The 14,135-nt window shown below is 51.8% G+C and carries 8 protein-coding genes, 6 tRNA genes and 2 pseudogenes; 7 read left to right on the top strand and 9 right to left on the bottom strand.

Going from position 1 to position 14,135, the window contains the following annotated elements; translation table 11 throughout:
- Positions 1–1,017 (top strand): AraC family transcriptional regulator, encoded by a 1,017-nt coding sequence (locus tag B3007_RS09665; RefSeq protein ID WP_297530539.1) that lies wholly within the window; start codon positions 1–3, stop codon positions 1,015–1,017.
- Positions 1,018–1,457: 440 nt separating this feature from the next.
- On the opposite strand, the gene B3007_RS09660 is transcribed toward B3007_RS09665, so the two are convergent.
- From B3007_RS09660 to B3007_RS09625, 8 genes are all read right to left on the bottom strand, one after another.
- Positions 1,458–1,534: transfer RNA gene (locus B3007_RS09660), tRNA-Asp, on the bottom strand.
- A 28-nt stretch (positions 1,535–1,562) separates the two neighbouring features.
- Positions 1,563–1,638: transfer RNA gene (locus tag B3007_RS09655), tRNA-Val, on the bottom strand.
- Positions 1,639–1,828: 190 nt separating this feature from the next.
- A tRNA-Asp gene (locus B3007_RS09650) sits at positions 1,829–1,905 on the bottom strand.
- Between the two features lie 5 nt (positions 1,906–1,910).
- Positions 1,911–1,986, bottom strand: a tRNA-Val gene (locus B3007_RS09645).
- A 173-nt stretch (positions 1,987–2,159) separates the two neighbouring features.
- Positions 2,160–2,236, bottom strand: a tRNA-Asp gene (locus B3007_RS09640).
- 42 nt (positions 2,237–2,278) lie between these two features.
- Positions 2,279–2,354: transfer RNA gene (locus tag B3007_RS09635), tRNA-Val, on the bottom strand.
- A gap of 76 nt (positions 2,355–2,430) precedes the next feature.
- Positions 2,431–5,568, bottom strand: coding sequence for an efflux RND transporter permease subunit (locus tag B3007_RS09630; protein ID WP_301376698.1), 3,138 nt, complete (start codon positions 5,566–5,568; stop codon positions 2,431–2,433).
- On the bottom strand, positions 5,565–6,722 hold the full coding sequence (locus B3007_RS09625) for an efflux RND transporter periplasmic adaptor subunit (RefSeq protein ID WP_301376697.1): 1,158 nt from the start codon (positions 6,720–6,722) through the stop codon (positions 5,565–5,567). The genes B3007_RS09630 and B3007_RS09625 overlap by 4 nt, the downstream gene beginning before the upstream one ends.
- Before the next feature lie 293 nt (positions 6,723–7,015).
- Between B3007_RS09625 and B3007_RS15655 the strand changes: the two are divergent.
- The 4 genes and pseudogenes from B3007_RS15655 to B3007_RS09615 form a co-directional block, all read left to right on the top strand.
- Positions 7,016–7,885: pseudogene (locus B3007_RS15655) on the top strand (ATP-binding cassette domain-containing protein); the annotation flags it as partial.
- Positions 7,874–8,398: pseudogene (locus B3007_RS15650) on the top strand (ATP-binding cassette domain-containing protein); the annotation flags it as partial. The pseudogenes B3007_RS15655 and B3007_RS15650, both read left to right, overlap by 12 nt.
- Positions 8,393–8,947, top strand: coding sequence for a hypothetical protein (locus tag B3007_RS15645; protein ID WP_414716221.1), 555 nt, complete (start codon positions 8,393–8,395; stop codon positions 8,945–8,947). The pseudogene B3007_RS15650 and the gene B3007_RS15645, both read left to right, overlap by 6 nt.
- Positions 8,944–9,438, top strand: coding sequence for a hypothetical protein (locus tag B3007_RS09615; protein WP_301376695.1), 495 nt, complete (start codon positions 8,944–8,946; stop codon positions 9,436–9,438). Before B3007_RS15645 ends, B3007_RS09615 begins: the two co-directional genes overlap by 4 nt.
- Here B3007_RS09615 and B3007_RS09610 read toward each other — a convergent pair.
- Positions 9,429–10,184 carry a hypothetical protein gene (locus tag B3007_RS09610; RefSeq protein WP_301376694.1) on the bottom strand — a complete coding sequence of 252 codons (756 nt, stop codon included), beginning with the start codon at positions 10,182–10,184 and terminating at the stop codon, positions 9,429–9,431. The genes B3007_RS09615 and B3007_RS09610 overlap by 10 nt on opposite strands.
- Positions 10,185–10,517: 333 nt before the next feature.
- Between B3007_RS09610 and fadB the strand changes: the two genes are divergently transcribed.
- Together fadB and fadA are read left to right on the top strand one after the other, a co-directional pair.
- Positions 10,518–12,665: a fatty acid oxidation complex subunit alpha FadB gene (fadB, locus tag B3007_RS09605; RefSeq protein WP_301376693.1), complete on the top strand. Its 2,148-nt coding sequence runs from the start codon at positions 10,518–10,520 to the stop codon at positions 12,663–12,665.
- Between the two features lie 25 nt (positions 12,666–12,690).
- Positions 12,691–13,869 (top strand): acetyl-CoA C-acyltransferase FadA, encoded by a 1,179-nt coding sequence (gene fadA / locus B3007_RS09600; RefSeq protein WP_301376692.1) that lies wholly within the window; start codon positions 12,691–12,693, stop codon positions 13,867–13,869.
- Positions 13,870–14,135: the final 266 nt, after the last annotated feature.

Genomic DNA, 14,135 nt, shown 5'->3' with positions numbered 1-14,135 from the left:
ATGAAGCTGGGTGATCTGAGCATTACCTACGTCGAGGTGATTGCATCCACCATGCGCACCCTCGGTGCTGACCCGGATGCGCTGCTGGGTCAGTACAATATCCTTCCTGAAACGCTGGCATCGCCTGATACCCGAATCAGTATTCCTCGCTTTATGCGCATCGGGCACGATGCCATTCAGCAAACCAAATCCCCTTGGTTTGGTTTAGAAATGGGCCGCCATACCTGGCCAGCTCAATTGGGTTTGGCGGGCCTGGTCGCTATGACCGCTCCGGATCTCCGCCGCGCCTGTCAGGCGATAGCAGGCTTTGAACTACTGTCGAGTTTTAATGCGCGTGGTGCGAGTTCGTTCACGTTAGAAGAGGGTAAGCCCGCGCTTAAGTTCTACTCTGTTAGCCCCTACAACGCCTATAACCTGTTTGTGGTCGACTCGGTGCTTTCGAGTTGGGCACACATCCTTGGTGTCATCAGCGGGCAAACCGATGGCATCCTTGAGTCTGTCGATATCGAGTTTTCAGATCCGGGGTATGCAGATGTTTATCGTCGCTACTTCAAGTGTCCGGTGAATTTTGGCGCCGGTTCTAATCGATTAGTGCTCCAAAATGAAGCACTGAATTTACCCGTGATCCAAAGTTGCCACTCTATCCATGAAGGGCTGAAACGACAGGCGGAACGCGAACTGGACAGAGTAAGGCTCGGTCTTAGCGTGACAGAGCAGGTGGCCCGCACTGTGGCGCCGCTGTTGGACGGTGAGACCCCCGAGCTGAGTAAGGTTGCCAGTCGACTGAATATGGCGCCCTGGACGCTTCGCAGGCGCCTTCAGGCTGAAGGAAAGACCTATCAGGATGTGCTCAACGCAACGCGCAAAGATCTGGCGGTAAGTTATATCAGGGATACGTCACTGACGTTGGGGGAAATAGCGTATTTGCTGGGGTTTGGTTCTGCTGCGGCATTCCAGCGCGCATTCCGGCGCTGGACCGGCGAGGCGCCGGGCCGCTATAGGGAAAACTGCCGCTAGGGCAGAGCCGCAGTTACATCTCTACGGCGTCATCACAGTCGTCTTCGTAATCGTCAAAGCCGACATCTAACAGATCTTCAATGTAATCAGACATTTTCGATCTCCTTTTTGTTGTTAATCCAATCCTGTTGGTTTGCCACTACAGGAACACTTCCCGAGCGACAACTTAAAGTACACAGCTGATCGTGAAGAAAGTACTCAAACGAATCTAGCATATATCGTGCCACTTAAAGTAAATATAGTCGCTGCTGGAGAAAAGACCAGGCATCCTTGCCCGAGTTCCCAGACTTCCCTGCGACTATGTGTAAAAGATAGTCAGCCAATATGACGTGGATATGACATTGGCTCAGAAACTCTGATAGCGGAGCGTAAAGATCTGTCGGAGATGAAGAAGACTAATTAAGAACTATCGAGTGAAGTAGGGGGATCTAAAAAGTAGATGGCGGACTGGACGGGACTCGAACCCGCGACCCCCGGCGTGACAGGCCGGTATTCTAACCAACTGAACTACCAGTCCGCATTGTATTCACTTTATTGCAAAGTGATGGTGGGTGATGACGGGATCGAACCGCCGACCCTCTGCTTGTAAGGCAGATGCTCTCCCAGCTGAGCTAATCACCCATATTGTCGGGTGCTTATATTTTCCAGTATTACTTCGTTGTTCCTCGCTCGCCCCTTCGCCTACCAGTAGGTATGTCTCAGGGTGCTCGCTGCGGTACGCCTTGTACTACAGAAAAATCTTTCGCACATCAGAAGAGTATGAACAGTAAAGCCGTTTAACTCTTCTTACTTCTACATTTAGAGAAGTATATGGCGGACTGGACGGGACTCGAACCCGCGACCCCCGGCGTGACAGGCCGGTATTCTAACCAACTGAACTACCAGTCCACATTTGGTGGGTGATGACGGGATCGAACCGCCGACCCTCTGCTTGTAAGGCAGATGCTCTCCCAGCTGAGCTAATCACCCAAACTTGTTTATCGCTTCGTTGATTGAGTTGCTACTGCGTTGTTCCTCGCTCGTCCCTTCGCCTACCACTAGGTATGTCTCAGGGTACTCGCTGCGGTACGCCTTGTATCATTCTCAATCATCAAACCGCTTTGAGGCAGTAGATGCGATGAAACAAAAACTGTTTTTGAAGATGGCGGACTGGACGGGACTCGAACCCGCGACCCCCGGCGTGACAGGCCGGTATTCTAACCAACTGAACTACCAGTCCACTTTCAAAAACTGAGTCTTTTCAGACTCTTGCATCAGGATTTGGTGGGTGATGACGGGATCGAACCGCCGACCCTCTGCTTGTAAGGCAGATGCTCTCCCAGCTGAGCTAATCACCCATGCCCTGAAGCGAGGTCGCATTCTACTCGCGTCAGGGCGGATGTCAAACTCTATATGCAATTTTTTCTACTTTTTTCAGTGACTTGCATTATGTTCGTGGTCGCGGTCCTTATTGCGGTCGCGCCAAACCAGCAATGCCGGGGTAAAGATCAATGTAAGCACGGTTGCGAAGGTCAGTCCGCCTGCAATCGCGGTCGATAACTGGGTCCACCATTGCGACGAAGGAGCGCCCATACTGACTTCTCTGTGGATCAGGTCGATGTTCCACTGCATCACCATAGGAATCAGGCCGACAACCGTTGTAACAGCCGTCAGAAGCACAGGGCGCAGACGTATGGCCCCCGTGCGCATAGCTGCGTCAAAGGCGCTAACGCCGGTCATACGGATCTGGTTGTAGGTATCAATCAATACGATATTGTTATTCACCACGATGCCCGCCAGCGAAATCACACCCACTCCGCTCATTACAATTCCGAATGGCTCACCACGGATCAACAGTCCCATGAGTACGCCTGCAACCGACAGAATAATCGCGCTCATAATCAGGCCTGCCTGATAGAAGCTATTAAACTGGGTCACGAGCAAGGTCACCATCAGGAAGATGGCAATAGAGAAAGCGCTCATCAGGAATATGCCGGTTTCCATCTGTTGCTCAAAGTCACCGCGGAATTTCGGTTCAACCTCAGCTTCCAGCCAGTCGAATTCTTTCAGTTTTTCACCAAGCTCAGCGATTTTTTCGTTTGAGTTGACGCCTTCGGCGACGTTCGCCGTGATCAGGTAACGACGTTTGCCGTCGACGCGCACAATATCGCCCGTTTTATTAATCGGTACGCGGGTAACAAACTGGCTGAGAGGTACCAGGCCTTTTGCTGTCTTGATATTAATATCGGTGAACAGGTCGATCGTGCGTTTCTGCTCTGGGTACCTCAGAAGAATATCGAGTTCTTCGTCGGCGTAGTCAGGCTGGAACTGAGTAATGACCTGGCCACCGGTAATCATCCGGATCAGTGAACCGATTTCCGCAACACTCGCACCAAAGCGAACGGCTTCTTCGCGATCAATATCCAGACGCCATTCGACGCCATCAAGAGGACGGTCGTCGCGCACGTCTTTCAGCTCAGGGTCTTCCTTGAGAATGGGCAATATCTTTTCCATCATCGGAATAATATTGCTTTCACTGCGGCTGCTGAGTTGCAGCTGAATCGGTGGGCCGCCTGCCGGGCCGCCTTCTTTTTTGCGGGTCTCGATAATAATACCCGGCAGGTGCGCCGTGCGCTCTTCGATTTCTGCAAGAATGTCGTCAGCGGTGCGGCGTGACTGCCAGTCGACTAACTCCAGCTGAATACGGCCAACCAGATCGGGCGGAGATGACTCCATACCACCACGCGGTGCCGTTACAAATACGGAGGTATAAATCGCATCGATTTCTTTCATGTCGAAGATTTCATATTCGACTTCTCTGACCAGCGCTTCGCGCTCGGCGAATGAGAGATTGCCACGGGCACGAACATCTACCATAGCGACATCCATATCTACCTCGGGAAAGAACTCGGTGCCGTGCCCACCAATGCCATAAATTCCGAAAGAAGCGGTAACAAACGAGAGAACAATGAGACAGGTTTTTCCTGGGCTTTCCAGAGCCTTGCGCAATACCTTCACGTAGCGGGCAGAGAACCCGCTCATCTTATGAAAGTCTCCGTTTTCAGCAGCGACAATCACATCCAGTGCTTCCTGATCATGATGCCCAGCACGTCCGAGCACCTTGCCTACCGCAGGAATCACAATCAGTGCCATGACCAGCGAGCCGGTGAGCGTAAAAAGCAGTGTCAGCGGCAGGTATTTCATAAACCCGCCCATAACACCCGGCCAGAAGAGCAGGGGAAGGAAGACCGCTAAGGTCGTCGCCGTTGAGGCAATAATCGGCCAAGCCATCCGGCGGGCGCCTTCGTTATAGGCATCGCGCGCCCGCATGCCTTCAGCCAGACGTCGGTCGGCGTACTCAACCACAACGATGGCACTGTCGACCAGCATGCCGACAGAGAGAATCAGCGCGAACAGAACAACCATGTTTAGCGTATCGCCCATCGCGTTGATGGCCATAATCCCCATCAGGAAGGCACCGGGAATGGCGAGGCCGACGAGTATGGAAGAGCGCACACCAAGGCTGCCGAGAATCAGCAGGAATACAAGAAGCGTAGCCACCAGAACACTGTTGAACAGATCGTTCAACATGGTACGGATTTGTTTCGACTCATCCTGAATGATGCCGAGTTTTATTCCCTCAGGAAGCATATCTTTGGCAGCATCTGTAATGACCCGGACTTCATCCAGCGTCTCAATAATATTGGCGCCGATACGCTTTTTAATTTCCAGGGTAACGGCCTGGTGGCCGTTTACGCGTGCACCGGTAGAAGGGTCTTTAAAAGAAAGGCGACCTACGGCCACGTCCTGAAACAGAACCACTTCGTCACCGACAGATTTAACCGGTAGCCTCAGAAGCCCTTCAATATCGTTAATCCTGCCCGGAATTTTTACACTGAAGCGCCCTTGTTCATTATTAATGTCTTCAGTTGCAACGAGCAGGCTGTTGTTACGTAGCAGGTTACCGACTTCGGTAAGAGACAGACCATAGTTGTCCATTTTTGCAGGGTCGATAATCAACTCAGCAACCTGTTCGCGCTTACCTTTAATATCGACTTCCAGTACGCCCGGTAATGACTCAATGCGTTTTTTCAGTTCGTCCGCAGCCAGATAGAGAACGTGTTCGTCGACATCTCCTGCAACGGTAACCACCATCACCGGAAAAAGCGCAACGTTAATCTCACGGACAATAGGTTCTTCACTGTCGGCAGGCAGCTCACCAACGGCATCATTGACTTTGTTACGTACGTCTTCGAGTGCATTGTCGATATCGACGTTGCTGTAAAACTCTAACTGAATAGACAGGTGCCCGAAGGTCGCGGTAGACACCATTTCTTTCAGGCCCTCAAGACCCTGCAGTTGAGTTTCCAGGGGTTCATAAAGCAAAGTATCGGCATCTTCAGGAGAAATACCATTATGAATGACCGACACGTAGACGTTAGGGATGGTTACGTCAGGCGAGCTTTCTTTCGGAATCGTAATAAGTGTTGCTGTGCCGGTGATCAGCATCAGCACAAACAGCATAATGACAGTGCGGTGCCGGTTGATAGCGGCTTCGATCAGACTTCTCATACGTCAGCGGCCTTCTGCTGATTATCGCCTGCGTCGTCATCCTGCTGAGTGCTATCGGTGTCTTCGTTTTTCTTAGAACGCGAAGATTCCTGTTCTTTGGCTTCGACTTTCTGGCCGATGTCGACGAAGCCCTGACCCACCGTAATAAGACGAATGTCGCCCTCGGGGCCGTAAATCCAGATACCGTCGGTACCGGCTTCGAGGATATCGACGCTGACAATGACCACCCGGTTATCTTCATCAAGTAACTTAACCCCGAGGCCACCGTCTTCGGCGATAATCAGCAGGGCAGGCGAGATCTCGTAGGCATCCTGTTTACCTTGAGGAATTATTAATGTTGCGGTCTGGCCATCATAGAGGCCCGCGCGGTCACCTGTGACTTCCATCTCTACGGCGTATGTGCGGGTGTCTGCCGAGGCGGACGCAGCAATAAAGCGGATAGTGCCTTTTACACGCTTGCCGGTTGGTAATTCTGCGTAGGCTTCAGAGCCAACACTCACGTCATTAATCGACTTTTCAGACAGAGCACCTTTAATCAGCATGGTGCGGTTATCAATGACGCGCACCAGCGCTGTACCTGGTGATACGTACTCACCTTCTTCGACGTAGCGTTGGTCATAGATACCGTCAAAAGGGGCTTTTACGCGCGTGGCATCGAGATCGAGTTTAATGTCGGTCAGCGCGGCTTCCGCTTCTGCCAGTTCGGACTCTGCGATCACTACCGCAGACTGGTTCGTCAGGTCACGATCAAACAGGTTACGTGTGCTTTGCGTTTCGAGTTTACGACGCTTGAGTTGTGCTTCTGCCTGTTTCAGGCGAGCGGGCAGGTTGCGCTGATCGATCTCAAGCAATAACTGGCCTTCATTTACCTGCGTGCCTTTTGTTGCTGGCAGGCCGGTCACTTTTCCGCTGACCTCAGCCACAATATCCACCGCGCGGTTAGCTGCGACATGCGCAGAGACTTTTACCGAGCGTTCTTTGGTTTCAGGTTTGAGTACTTTATAAGCCACCATCAGGTTGAGCTCTTCCTGAGAGAGCGGCCGCTCTGTGACATCTTCAGTATGTGCAGGGCCGGTTGCCACCCACAGGACAAGAATGAACAGGATCGCCAGTGCGACTTTGTGTGAGAAGCTCAGCTTCAGTGCGTAACTCATAATACTTTCCTGAAATCCGGGGGCGCCAATACGGCATTCCCTCTGTCTTAGCCGCCATGTTTTCGAAACGGGACACGCCGGTGGCCGTTTTTGTACCTGCGGGATTTGTTTAAAACAATGGCCGACCATAACATTTAACGTTACAGATTGTTGCAGATGCAGGACAATCATAGTTGAAGATCCCACTCAGGTCTCATCATTACGTTCGCAGGCACGCTCGCTCGCTGATACTATGCGCGCCAGCTAATTGGGCATGGTTAGCATGCCACAACATATTTACAAGGCTCTAATGAATGGTATTAGTCAGACTACAGCAGGTTGAGCTGGCATTTGGTGACCATGTTCTGCTGGATAAAGTCGATCTCGATGTACAGAGCGGTGAACGCCTGTGTGTCGTCGGTCGCAATGGTGAAGGCAAGTCGACGCTGCTTAAAATCATCAACCGTGAAATTACCCCGGACGATGGGGTGGTTCAGTATCGGGATACGCTGCGTGTTGCCGCTTTGCAGCAAGAGCTTCCTAAAAGTGTCGACGAGTCAGTCTACGATGTTGTCGCCGATGGCATTGGTGACCTTGGAGCGGTACTGGCGCGATATCACGAAGAAACGGCTCGTGGTGCCGACGCTGACCTGAAAAAGCTGGAGACACTTCAGACAAAAATCGAAGCCGCTGATGGGTGGCGTATCCAACAGCGTGTAGATGCCATGATTCAGCGCCTGAATCTTCCTGCAGAAAGCCGCTTCAATGAGTTATCTGGCGGCTGGCAGCGTCGTGTCATGCTGGCGCGGGCACTGGTGACTGATCCTGAATTACTGATCCTCGATGAGCCAACCAACCACATGGATGTTGAAACCATCGAGTGGCTGGAAGAACAGCTCAAGCAGTTTAACGGCGCTTTGGTATTTATCAGTCACGACCGGGCATTTGTTCAGGCGTTGGCTACACGTATCGTCGATCTGGACCGGGGTAACCTTTATAACTGGGTGGGTGATTACCGCGGCTTCTTAGAGTTTCGTGAAAAGCGTCTGGAAGATGAAGCCACCCAGAACGCCTTATTTGATAAGCGCCTCGCCGAAGAAGAAAAGTGGATTCGCCAGGGCATTAAAGCTCGTCGTACGCGTAACGAAGGCCGCGTTGAGCGCCTGAAAGAAATGCGCAAGCAGCACTCGGCGCGTCGTGACCGCGTTGGTACAGCCAACATCAGCATGACCGGCTCTGAGAACTCAGGTAAGCAGGTATTCGAACTGACCGACGTCAGCTACGCCTGGAAAGACGTCAGCCAGGTCAAAGATTTCTCGACCTTAGTCATGCGCGGTGACCGTATCGGCTTAGTCGGCCCGAACGGGGTGGGTAAAAGTACCTTATTAAAGCTGTTACTCGGAAAGCTGCAGCCTCAGTCAGGCAATATCCGCACGGGCACCAAGCTCGAAGTTGCGTATTTCGATCAGTCGCGTGATGTGCTGGAAGAAGATAAATCCATTGCCGACAACGTCGCAGATGGCAAAGACCACGTAGTCGTAAACGGTCAGAGCCGGCATGTGATTGGTTATCTGGGCGACTTCCTGTTTCCACCAGAGCGGGCGCGTACGCCGGTTAAAGCGTTATCCGGCGGTGAGCGTAATCGCGTGATGCTGGCCAAGCTCTTTCTGAAACCCTGCAATCTGCTGGTGATGGATGAGCCGACCAACGACCTGGATATCGAAACGCTGGAACTGCTAGAAGAGCGTCTGATCGATTTCGACGGCACGTTATTACTCGTATCGCACGACCGTGCCTTTATCGATAACGTCGTGACTCAGCTTTGGGTCTTTGATGGCAGTGGCCATATTGATGAACATGTCGGTGGCTACAGTGACTGGCATGAGCGTACCGGTGGTCATAAAAAAGTACAGAAAGCCGAAGCACCGGGGCAGAAATCCGCTGATAAAAAGCCAGAAGCACAGCCCGAAACTAAGTCGGAAGCGCAGTCTGACAAGAGACCTGCTGAAAAAGCGGAAAAGAAAAAGCTGTCGTACAAGCTTCAGCGTGAACTGGATATGCTGCCCGAGCAGATTGCCACGGCGGAAGCTGAGCGGGATAACATTGTTGCCGTGACCGAAGCGGCAGATTTCTACAGCGGTGATCAGGATCACGTGCAGGCAACACTGGCAAAACTCGCTGAGATCGAAGAGCAACTGGAGGCGCTTGAAATGCGCTGGCTCGAACTTGAGGAGATGACCGAATGATCTGGCCAATAGCAATACTGGTAGGGCTGGTCGTGTTTGGCTCTATCTATTGGTTGAAACCGAGTCCGCGGGATAAGCGTCTGGCAGATCTGCGTCTGGATGCCATAAAGCGCAAGCTGCATGTGCGCCAATACACCTTTAAACCTGACTCGGCGAAAACCGGGATTCGTGACGCCTTTACAGGGACGAACTACACCCTGATGGACCCGAAACCGAAAAAGCGCGATAGCGGTGAGCTTCTGTGGCGCGTCGTTGGTCAGCAAGGTTGGGATAATGGTGGATTACCCGAAGGGTTTGCCTGGCATGATCAGGGCAGCGAACAGGACGCTCAGTTACTGACACGCCTTGTAAAAGAACTGCCAGATGATCTCTTGTTGCTTGAGGTATACAGCAACCGGGTGACCATGATGCCGGCAGAAAACAAGACGGCCAACGCAGCCGCTTATGAATCGTTTCTTACCGAAATACTGAACTTAGTCGTTCACTCGTAAGAAGCGGCAAGTTGGTGGAGCGCTTCAACGATACTGTCGTTGTAGTTAACCACCAGAAACGGCACCGAGTTTTCGTTGTAGTTCGAAATCGAACGACGCAGAAATTCCCACTTGTGACGGATGGCACTGACGCGCAGTTCGTCTTTCTCTGGAATAACCGCATCAAGTTTGTTCAGAAGATGTTCAAAGTCTTCTGCCATCTCTTTCGGGCTCTGTTCCTGATACCCGACAAATACCTGCCCAAGGTAACTCGTCCCCCGACCTGTGTACTGAGACGTTATGTCAGACATACGGAAGGCAAGGGCGCGAGCCAGACGAGTCACTTCACTAACTTCGCCGGTATTTTCTAACTGATCCGCCGCGGTGATTAATGCCAGGCAAGCGTCGCCCATATCGTTCACCAGACGCATGTCCGGGTATCCGCGGGTAACGATATCTTTGCGGTTGGCAGCCATCAGGCCGTTGAAGTAGTCCCAGCGCTTCACAAGTTGGCTTGCGGCATCAGGTGTAATTTCTTCTTCTGTACCGCTGATAATACGGCTGGCGGCGGCGTATGCCGAAGTCATGGATTCGTCGATTCTATTGGCATATTTCAGGTCTGCCTCCAGGCCCTGATACATGTAAAAACTGGCCATCGCATTGGTAACCTGAACCTTGAGCGTATGAATATCTGCAGGGTCTGAAGCAATAGCACGAAGGCTGAAAATAAGGCTGGCAACAAAAAGGGTGACGTGGGTCTTGTTCATAATGTGTCTCTGGTGACTTTCTAACAAGCAATCCCGTCAGTTTATTCTTAACTTACAATCCAGCCCATAGACGCTTACAAAGGGTAACAATTCTGGCCTGATCAGCAGCGGTGCCTACGGCTCATGAACGTCAATATCCCGACATGCCCCCATTCTGAATCTGGCGTGATCTATTGACTTTCATGCGCCTCTCTGGGAAGGTGTGCCTCTCAGATTCAAACGCTCGTATGAATTGTTTGTTTTTTAAGCAATTGAGCCTTGTTTCACCAACCGGCGCGGTACCCCAAAGGGTATCTGGCTGCCAACAGCTAACCACCATGTGGAGATCAGTTGATGATTTACGAAGGTAAAGCCATCACGGTAACCCTGATCGACGGCGGAATCGCCGAACTGAAATTCGATCTGCAGGGCGAATCAGTTAACAAGTTCAACCGCGTAACTATTGAAGATCTGGACGCTGCTGTCAAAGCAATCCAGGGCAACAGTGACGTTAAAGGTGTTCTTGTTACTTCTGGCAAAGACGTATTTATCGTAGGTGCGGACATCACCGAATTTGGCGAAACGTTCAAGCGTAGCGAAGAAGAAATCGCTGCCTGGACCCTTGAAGCCAACCAGATTTTCAACGCTTTCGAAGATCTTGAAGTACCAACTCTGACAGCGATCAACGGCATCGCACTGGGTGGTGGTTTTGAAATGTGCCTTGCTTCAGACCTGCGCATCATGTCTGACAAAGCCAAGGTCGGTCTGCCTGAAGTTAAACTGGGCCTGATGCCTGGCTTCGGTGGTACCGTTCGTCTGCCACGCGTTATCGGTGCAGACAACGCCATCGAATGGATCTGCATGGGCGCTGAAAACCGTCCGGACAAAGCACTGAAAGACGGTGCTGTTGATGCAGTCGTTGCAGCCGACAAGCTGCAAGAGCAAGCAGTAGAAATGCTGAAATCAGCCATCGCTGGTGAGATCAACTGGCAGGCACGTCGCGAAGAGAAGAAAGCTAAGCTGAAGCTCAACGCGATGGAAGGCATGATGGTATTCGAAACCGCTAAAGGTTTCGTTGCTGGTCAGACCAAAGGTCAGTACCCAGCGCCAATCGTTGCGATCAAGACTATGCAGAAAGCAGCTAACTCGCCACGCGACAAAGCACTGGAAGCAGAAGCAAAAGGTTTCGCTCAGCTGGCTAAAACTTCAGAGAGCAACGCTCTGATCGGTCTGTTCATGAACGACCAGCTGCTGAAGAAAAAAGCAAAAGAGTACGACAAGAAAGCCAAGCCTACTAACAAGGCTGCGGTACTTGGCGCAGGTATCATGGGTGGCGGTATCGCTTATCAGTCTGCACTGAAAGGCACCCCGATCATGATGAAAGACATCAACGAAGCAGGTATCGAGCTGGGCTTGAACGAAGCCAACAAGCTGCTGGCCAAGCGCGTTGAGAAGAAGAAAATGAAGCCGGCTGCAATGGGTGAAGCGCTGAACCGCATTCGTCCTACTCTGAGCTATGGCGATTTCGGTGACGTAGACACAGTTGTAGAAGCTGTTGTTGAAAACCCGAAAGTGAAGAAGGCTGTACTGGCAGACCTGGAAGATCAGGTAACTGAAGACACCATCATCACCTCTAACACCTCTACCATCAGCATCGACCTGCTGGCGGCAGACCTGAAGCGTCCTGAGAACTTCCTGGGTATGCACTTCTTCAACCCAGTGCACATGATGCCTCTGGTTGAAGTTATCCGTGGTTCTAAAACTTCAGAAGAAGCGGTTGCTACTGTTGTTGCTTACGCGAAGAAAATGGGTAAAACCCCAATCGTTGTAAACGACTGCCCAGGCTTCCTGGTTAACCGTGTACTGTTCCCTTACTTCGCTGGTTTCGCTGGCCTGGTACGTGACGGTGGCGACTTCACCAAGATCGACAAAGTGATGGAGAAGTTCGGTTTCCCAATGGGTCCTGCATACCTGCTTGACGTTGTTGGTATCGACACTGGCGTTCACGCCAACGAAGTGATGGCTGAAGGCTTCCCAGATCGCATGAAGGCAGACTTCAAGTCAGCCATGGACGTGATGTTCGAAAACGAACGTTACGGCCAGAAGAACGGCAAAGGTTTCTACGTGTATGAAACCGACAAGCGTGGCAAGCCTAAGAAAGTTGTTGATGAAACAACTTATGAGCTGATCAAGCCAGTTGTTGCCGACGCAAAAGAATTCGACGCAGAAGAAATCATCGCACGCTGCATGATTCCAATGTGTATCGAAGTAGCACGTTGTATTGAAGAAGGCATCGTAGACACTGCTTCTGAAGCAGATATGGGCCTGATCTTCGGTATCGGCTTCCCTCCATTCCGTGGTGGTGCATGCCGTTACATGGATTCCGTTGGCATGGCTGACTTCGTTGCACTTTGCGACAAGTACGCTCACCTCGGCAATCTGTACAAAGCAACCGATCGCATGCGTGAAATGGCAGCGAACGGCGAAAGCTACTTCGGTTAATCAGCGCACCAGGAGAATTTAAACCATGTCTTACAATCCAAAAGACGTAGTTGTAGTAGATGCAGTGCGCTCACCAATGGGTCGTTCCAAAGGTGGCGTATTCCGCAACGTACGTGCAGAAACCATCTCTGCTAACCTGATCAACGCTCTGTTTGAGCGTAACCCAGACGTTAACCCAGCGCTGGTCGAAGACATCATCTGGGGCTGTGTTAACCAGACCAAAGAGCAAGGCTTCAACGTTGCTCGTCAGATCGGTCTGATGACTGTAGTGCCTAAAGAAGCAGGCGCACTGACTGTTAACCGTCTGTGTGGTTCTGCAATGTCTGCGATCCACACTGCGGCGCAGGCTATCCAGACTGGCAACGGCGACGTATTCGTTGTTGGTGGTGTGGAGCACATGGGTCACGTCGACATGCAGCACGGTTTCGACCACAACCCAGAAGCGTCTAAGTACTCTGCAAAAGCATCCAACATGATGGGTCTGACTGCAGAAATGCTGGGTAAAATGCACGGCATTACCCGTGAACAGCAGGACGAATTCGCAGCTCGCTCACACCGCCTGGCGCACAAAGCGACTCAGGAAGGTAAGTTCGAGAACGAAATCGTACCTATGTACGGTCACGACAAAGACGGCAAAGAAGTACTGGTTACTCAGGACGAAACTATCCGTCCAGAAACTACTGCAGAAAGCCTGTCTGGCCTGCGCCCAGCGTTCGATCCTAAAGGCGGTACCGTAACTGCAGGTACCTCTTCACAGATCACCGACGGCGCTGCAGCTATGCTGCTGATGAGCTACGAAAAAGCTCAGGAACTGGGCCTCAAGCCACGTGCACGTATCGTGGGTATGGCCGTTGCTGGTGTTGACGCTGCAATCATGGGTTACGGCCCAGTACCAGCGACTAAGAAAGCACTGAAGCGCGCGGGTCTGGACGTGACTGACATTGACTACTGGGAACTGAACGAAGCGTTCGCAGCACAGTCACTGCCATGTGTTAAAGACCTGAAGCTGACTGATATCGCAGAAGATCGCATCAACATCCACGGCGGCGCAATCGCCCTGGGTCACCCACTGGGCTGCTCTGGTGCACGTATCTCTACCACGCTGATCAACGTTCTGGAACAGAACAACGGTAAGTACGGTGTGAGCACTATGTGTATTGGTCTCGGTCAGGGTATCGCGACTGTGTGGGAGCGTATGGACTGAGCGCTACTGCGCTCGTCTGGCCTTTGTTAAAGGCTCTGAGTATGTGACTGCCATGGATGGCAGGAATGGAGATTTTGCAGGAGCAAAAATCTGCCTCATGTAGGCTAACTACACTCCGCTTGCTCAGAGATCTTTGCCTCGGTCAGCCATCGCTCGCGACGCGCTCCTAACCCGAGACGTTGCAAAAAGAACCGGCTATTTGGCCGGTTTTTTTGTGCCTGAGATTTGTGAGAGAGCGGAGATTTGTAGGAAATGAGATGGACCCG

The sequence above is a fragment of the Thalassolituus sp. UBA675 genome (genome assembly GCF_002297765.1).
In the GTDB taxonomy this organism is placed as follows: Bacteria; Pseudomonadota; Gammaproteobacteria; order Pseudomonadales; family Oceanobacteraceae; genus Thalassolituus.
This window is presented reverse-complemented; position numbering and strand designations above follow the sequence as displayed.

Bases quoted from the DNA above. Each gene is read 5' to 3' on its own strand.
- B3007_RS09665 (WP_297530539.1), top strand. From the start codon at position 1: ATGAAGCTGGGTGATCTGAGCATTACCTACGTCGAGGTGATTGCATCC.
- B3007_RS09610 (WP_301376694.1), bottom strand. From the start codon at position 10,184: ATGAACAAGACCCACGTCACCCTTTTTGTTGCCAGCCTTATTTTCAGC.
- B3007_RS09615 (WP_301376695.1), top strand. From the start codon at position 8,944: ATGATCTGGCCAATAGCAATACTGGTAGGGCTGGTCGTGTTTGGCTCT.
- fadA (WP_301376692.1), top strand. From the start codon at position 12,691: ATGTCTTACAATCCAAAAGACGTAGTTGTAGTAGATGCAGTGCGCTCA.
- B3007_RS15645 (WP_414716221.1), top strand. From the start codon at position 8,393: ATGGATGAGCCGACCAACGACCTGGATATCGAAACGCTGGAACTGCTA.
- B3007_RS09630 (WP_301376698.1), bottom strand. From the start codon at position 5,568: ATGAGAAGTCTGATCGAAGCCGCTATCAACCGGCACCGCACTGTCATT.
- B3007_RS09625 (WP_301376697.1), bottom strand. From the start codon at position 6,722: ATGAGTTACGCACTGAAGCTGAGCTTCTCACACAAAGTCGCACTGGCG.
- fadB (WP_301376693.1), top strand. From the start codon at position 10,518: ATGATTTACGAAGGTAAAGCCATCACGGTAACCCTGATCGACGGCGGA.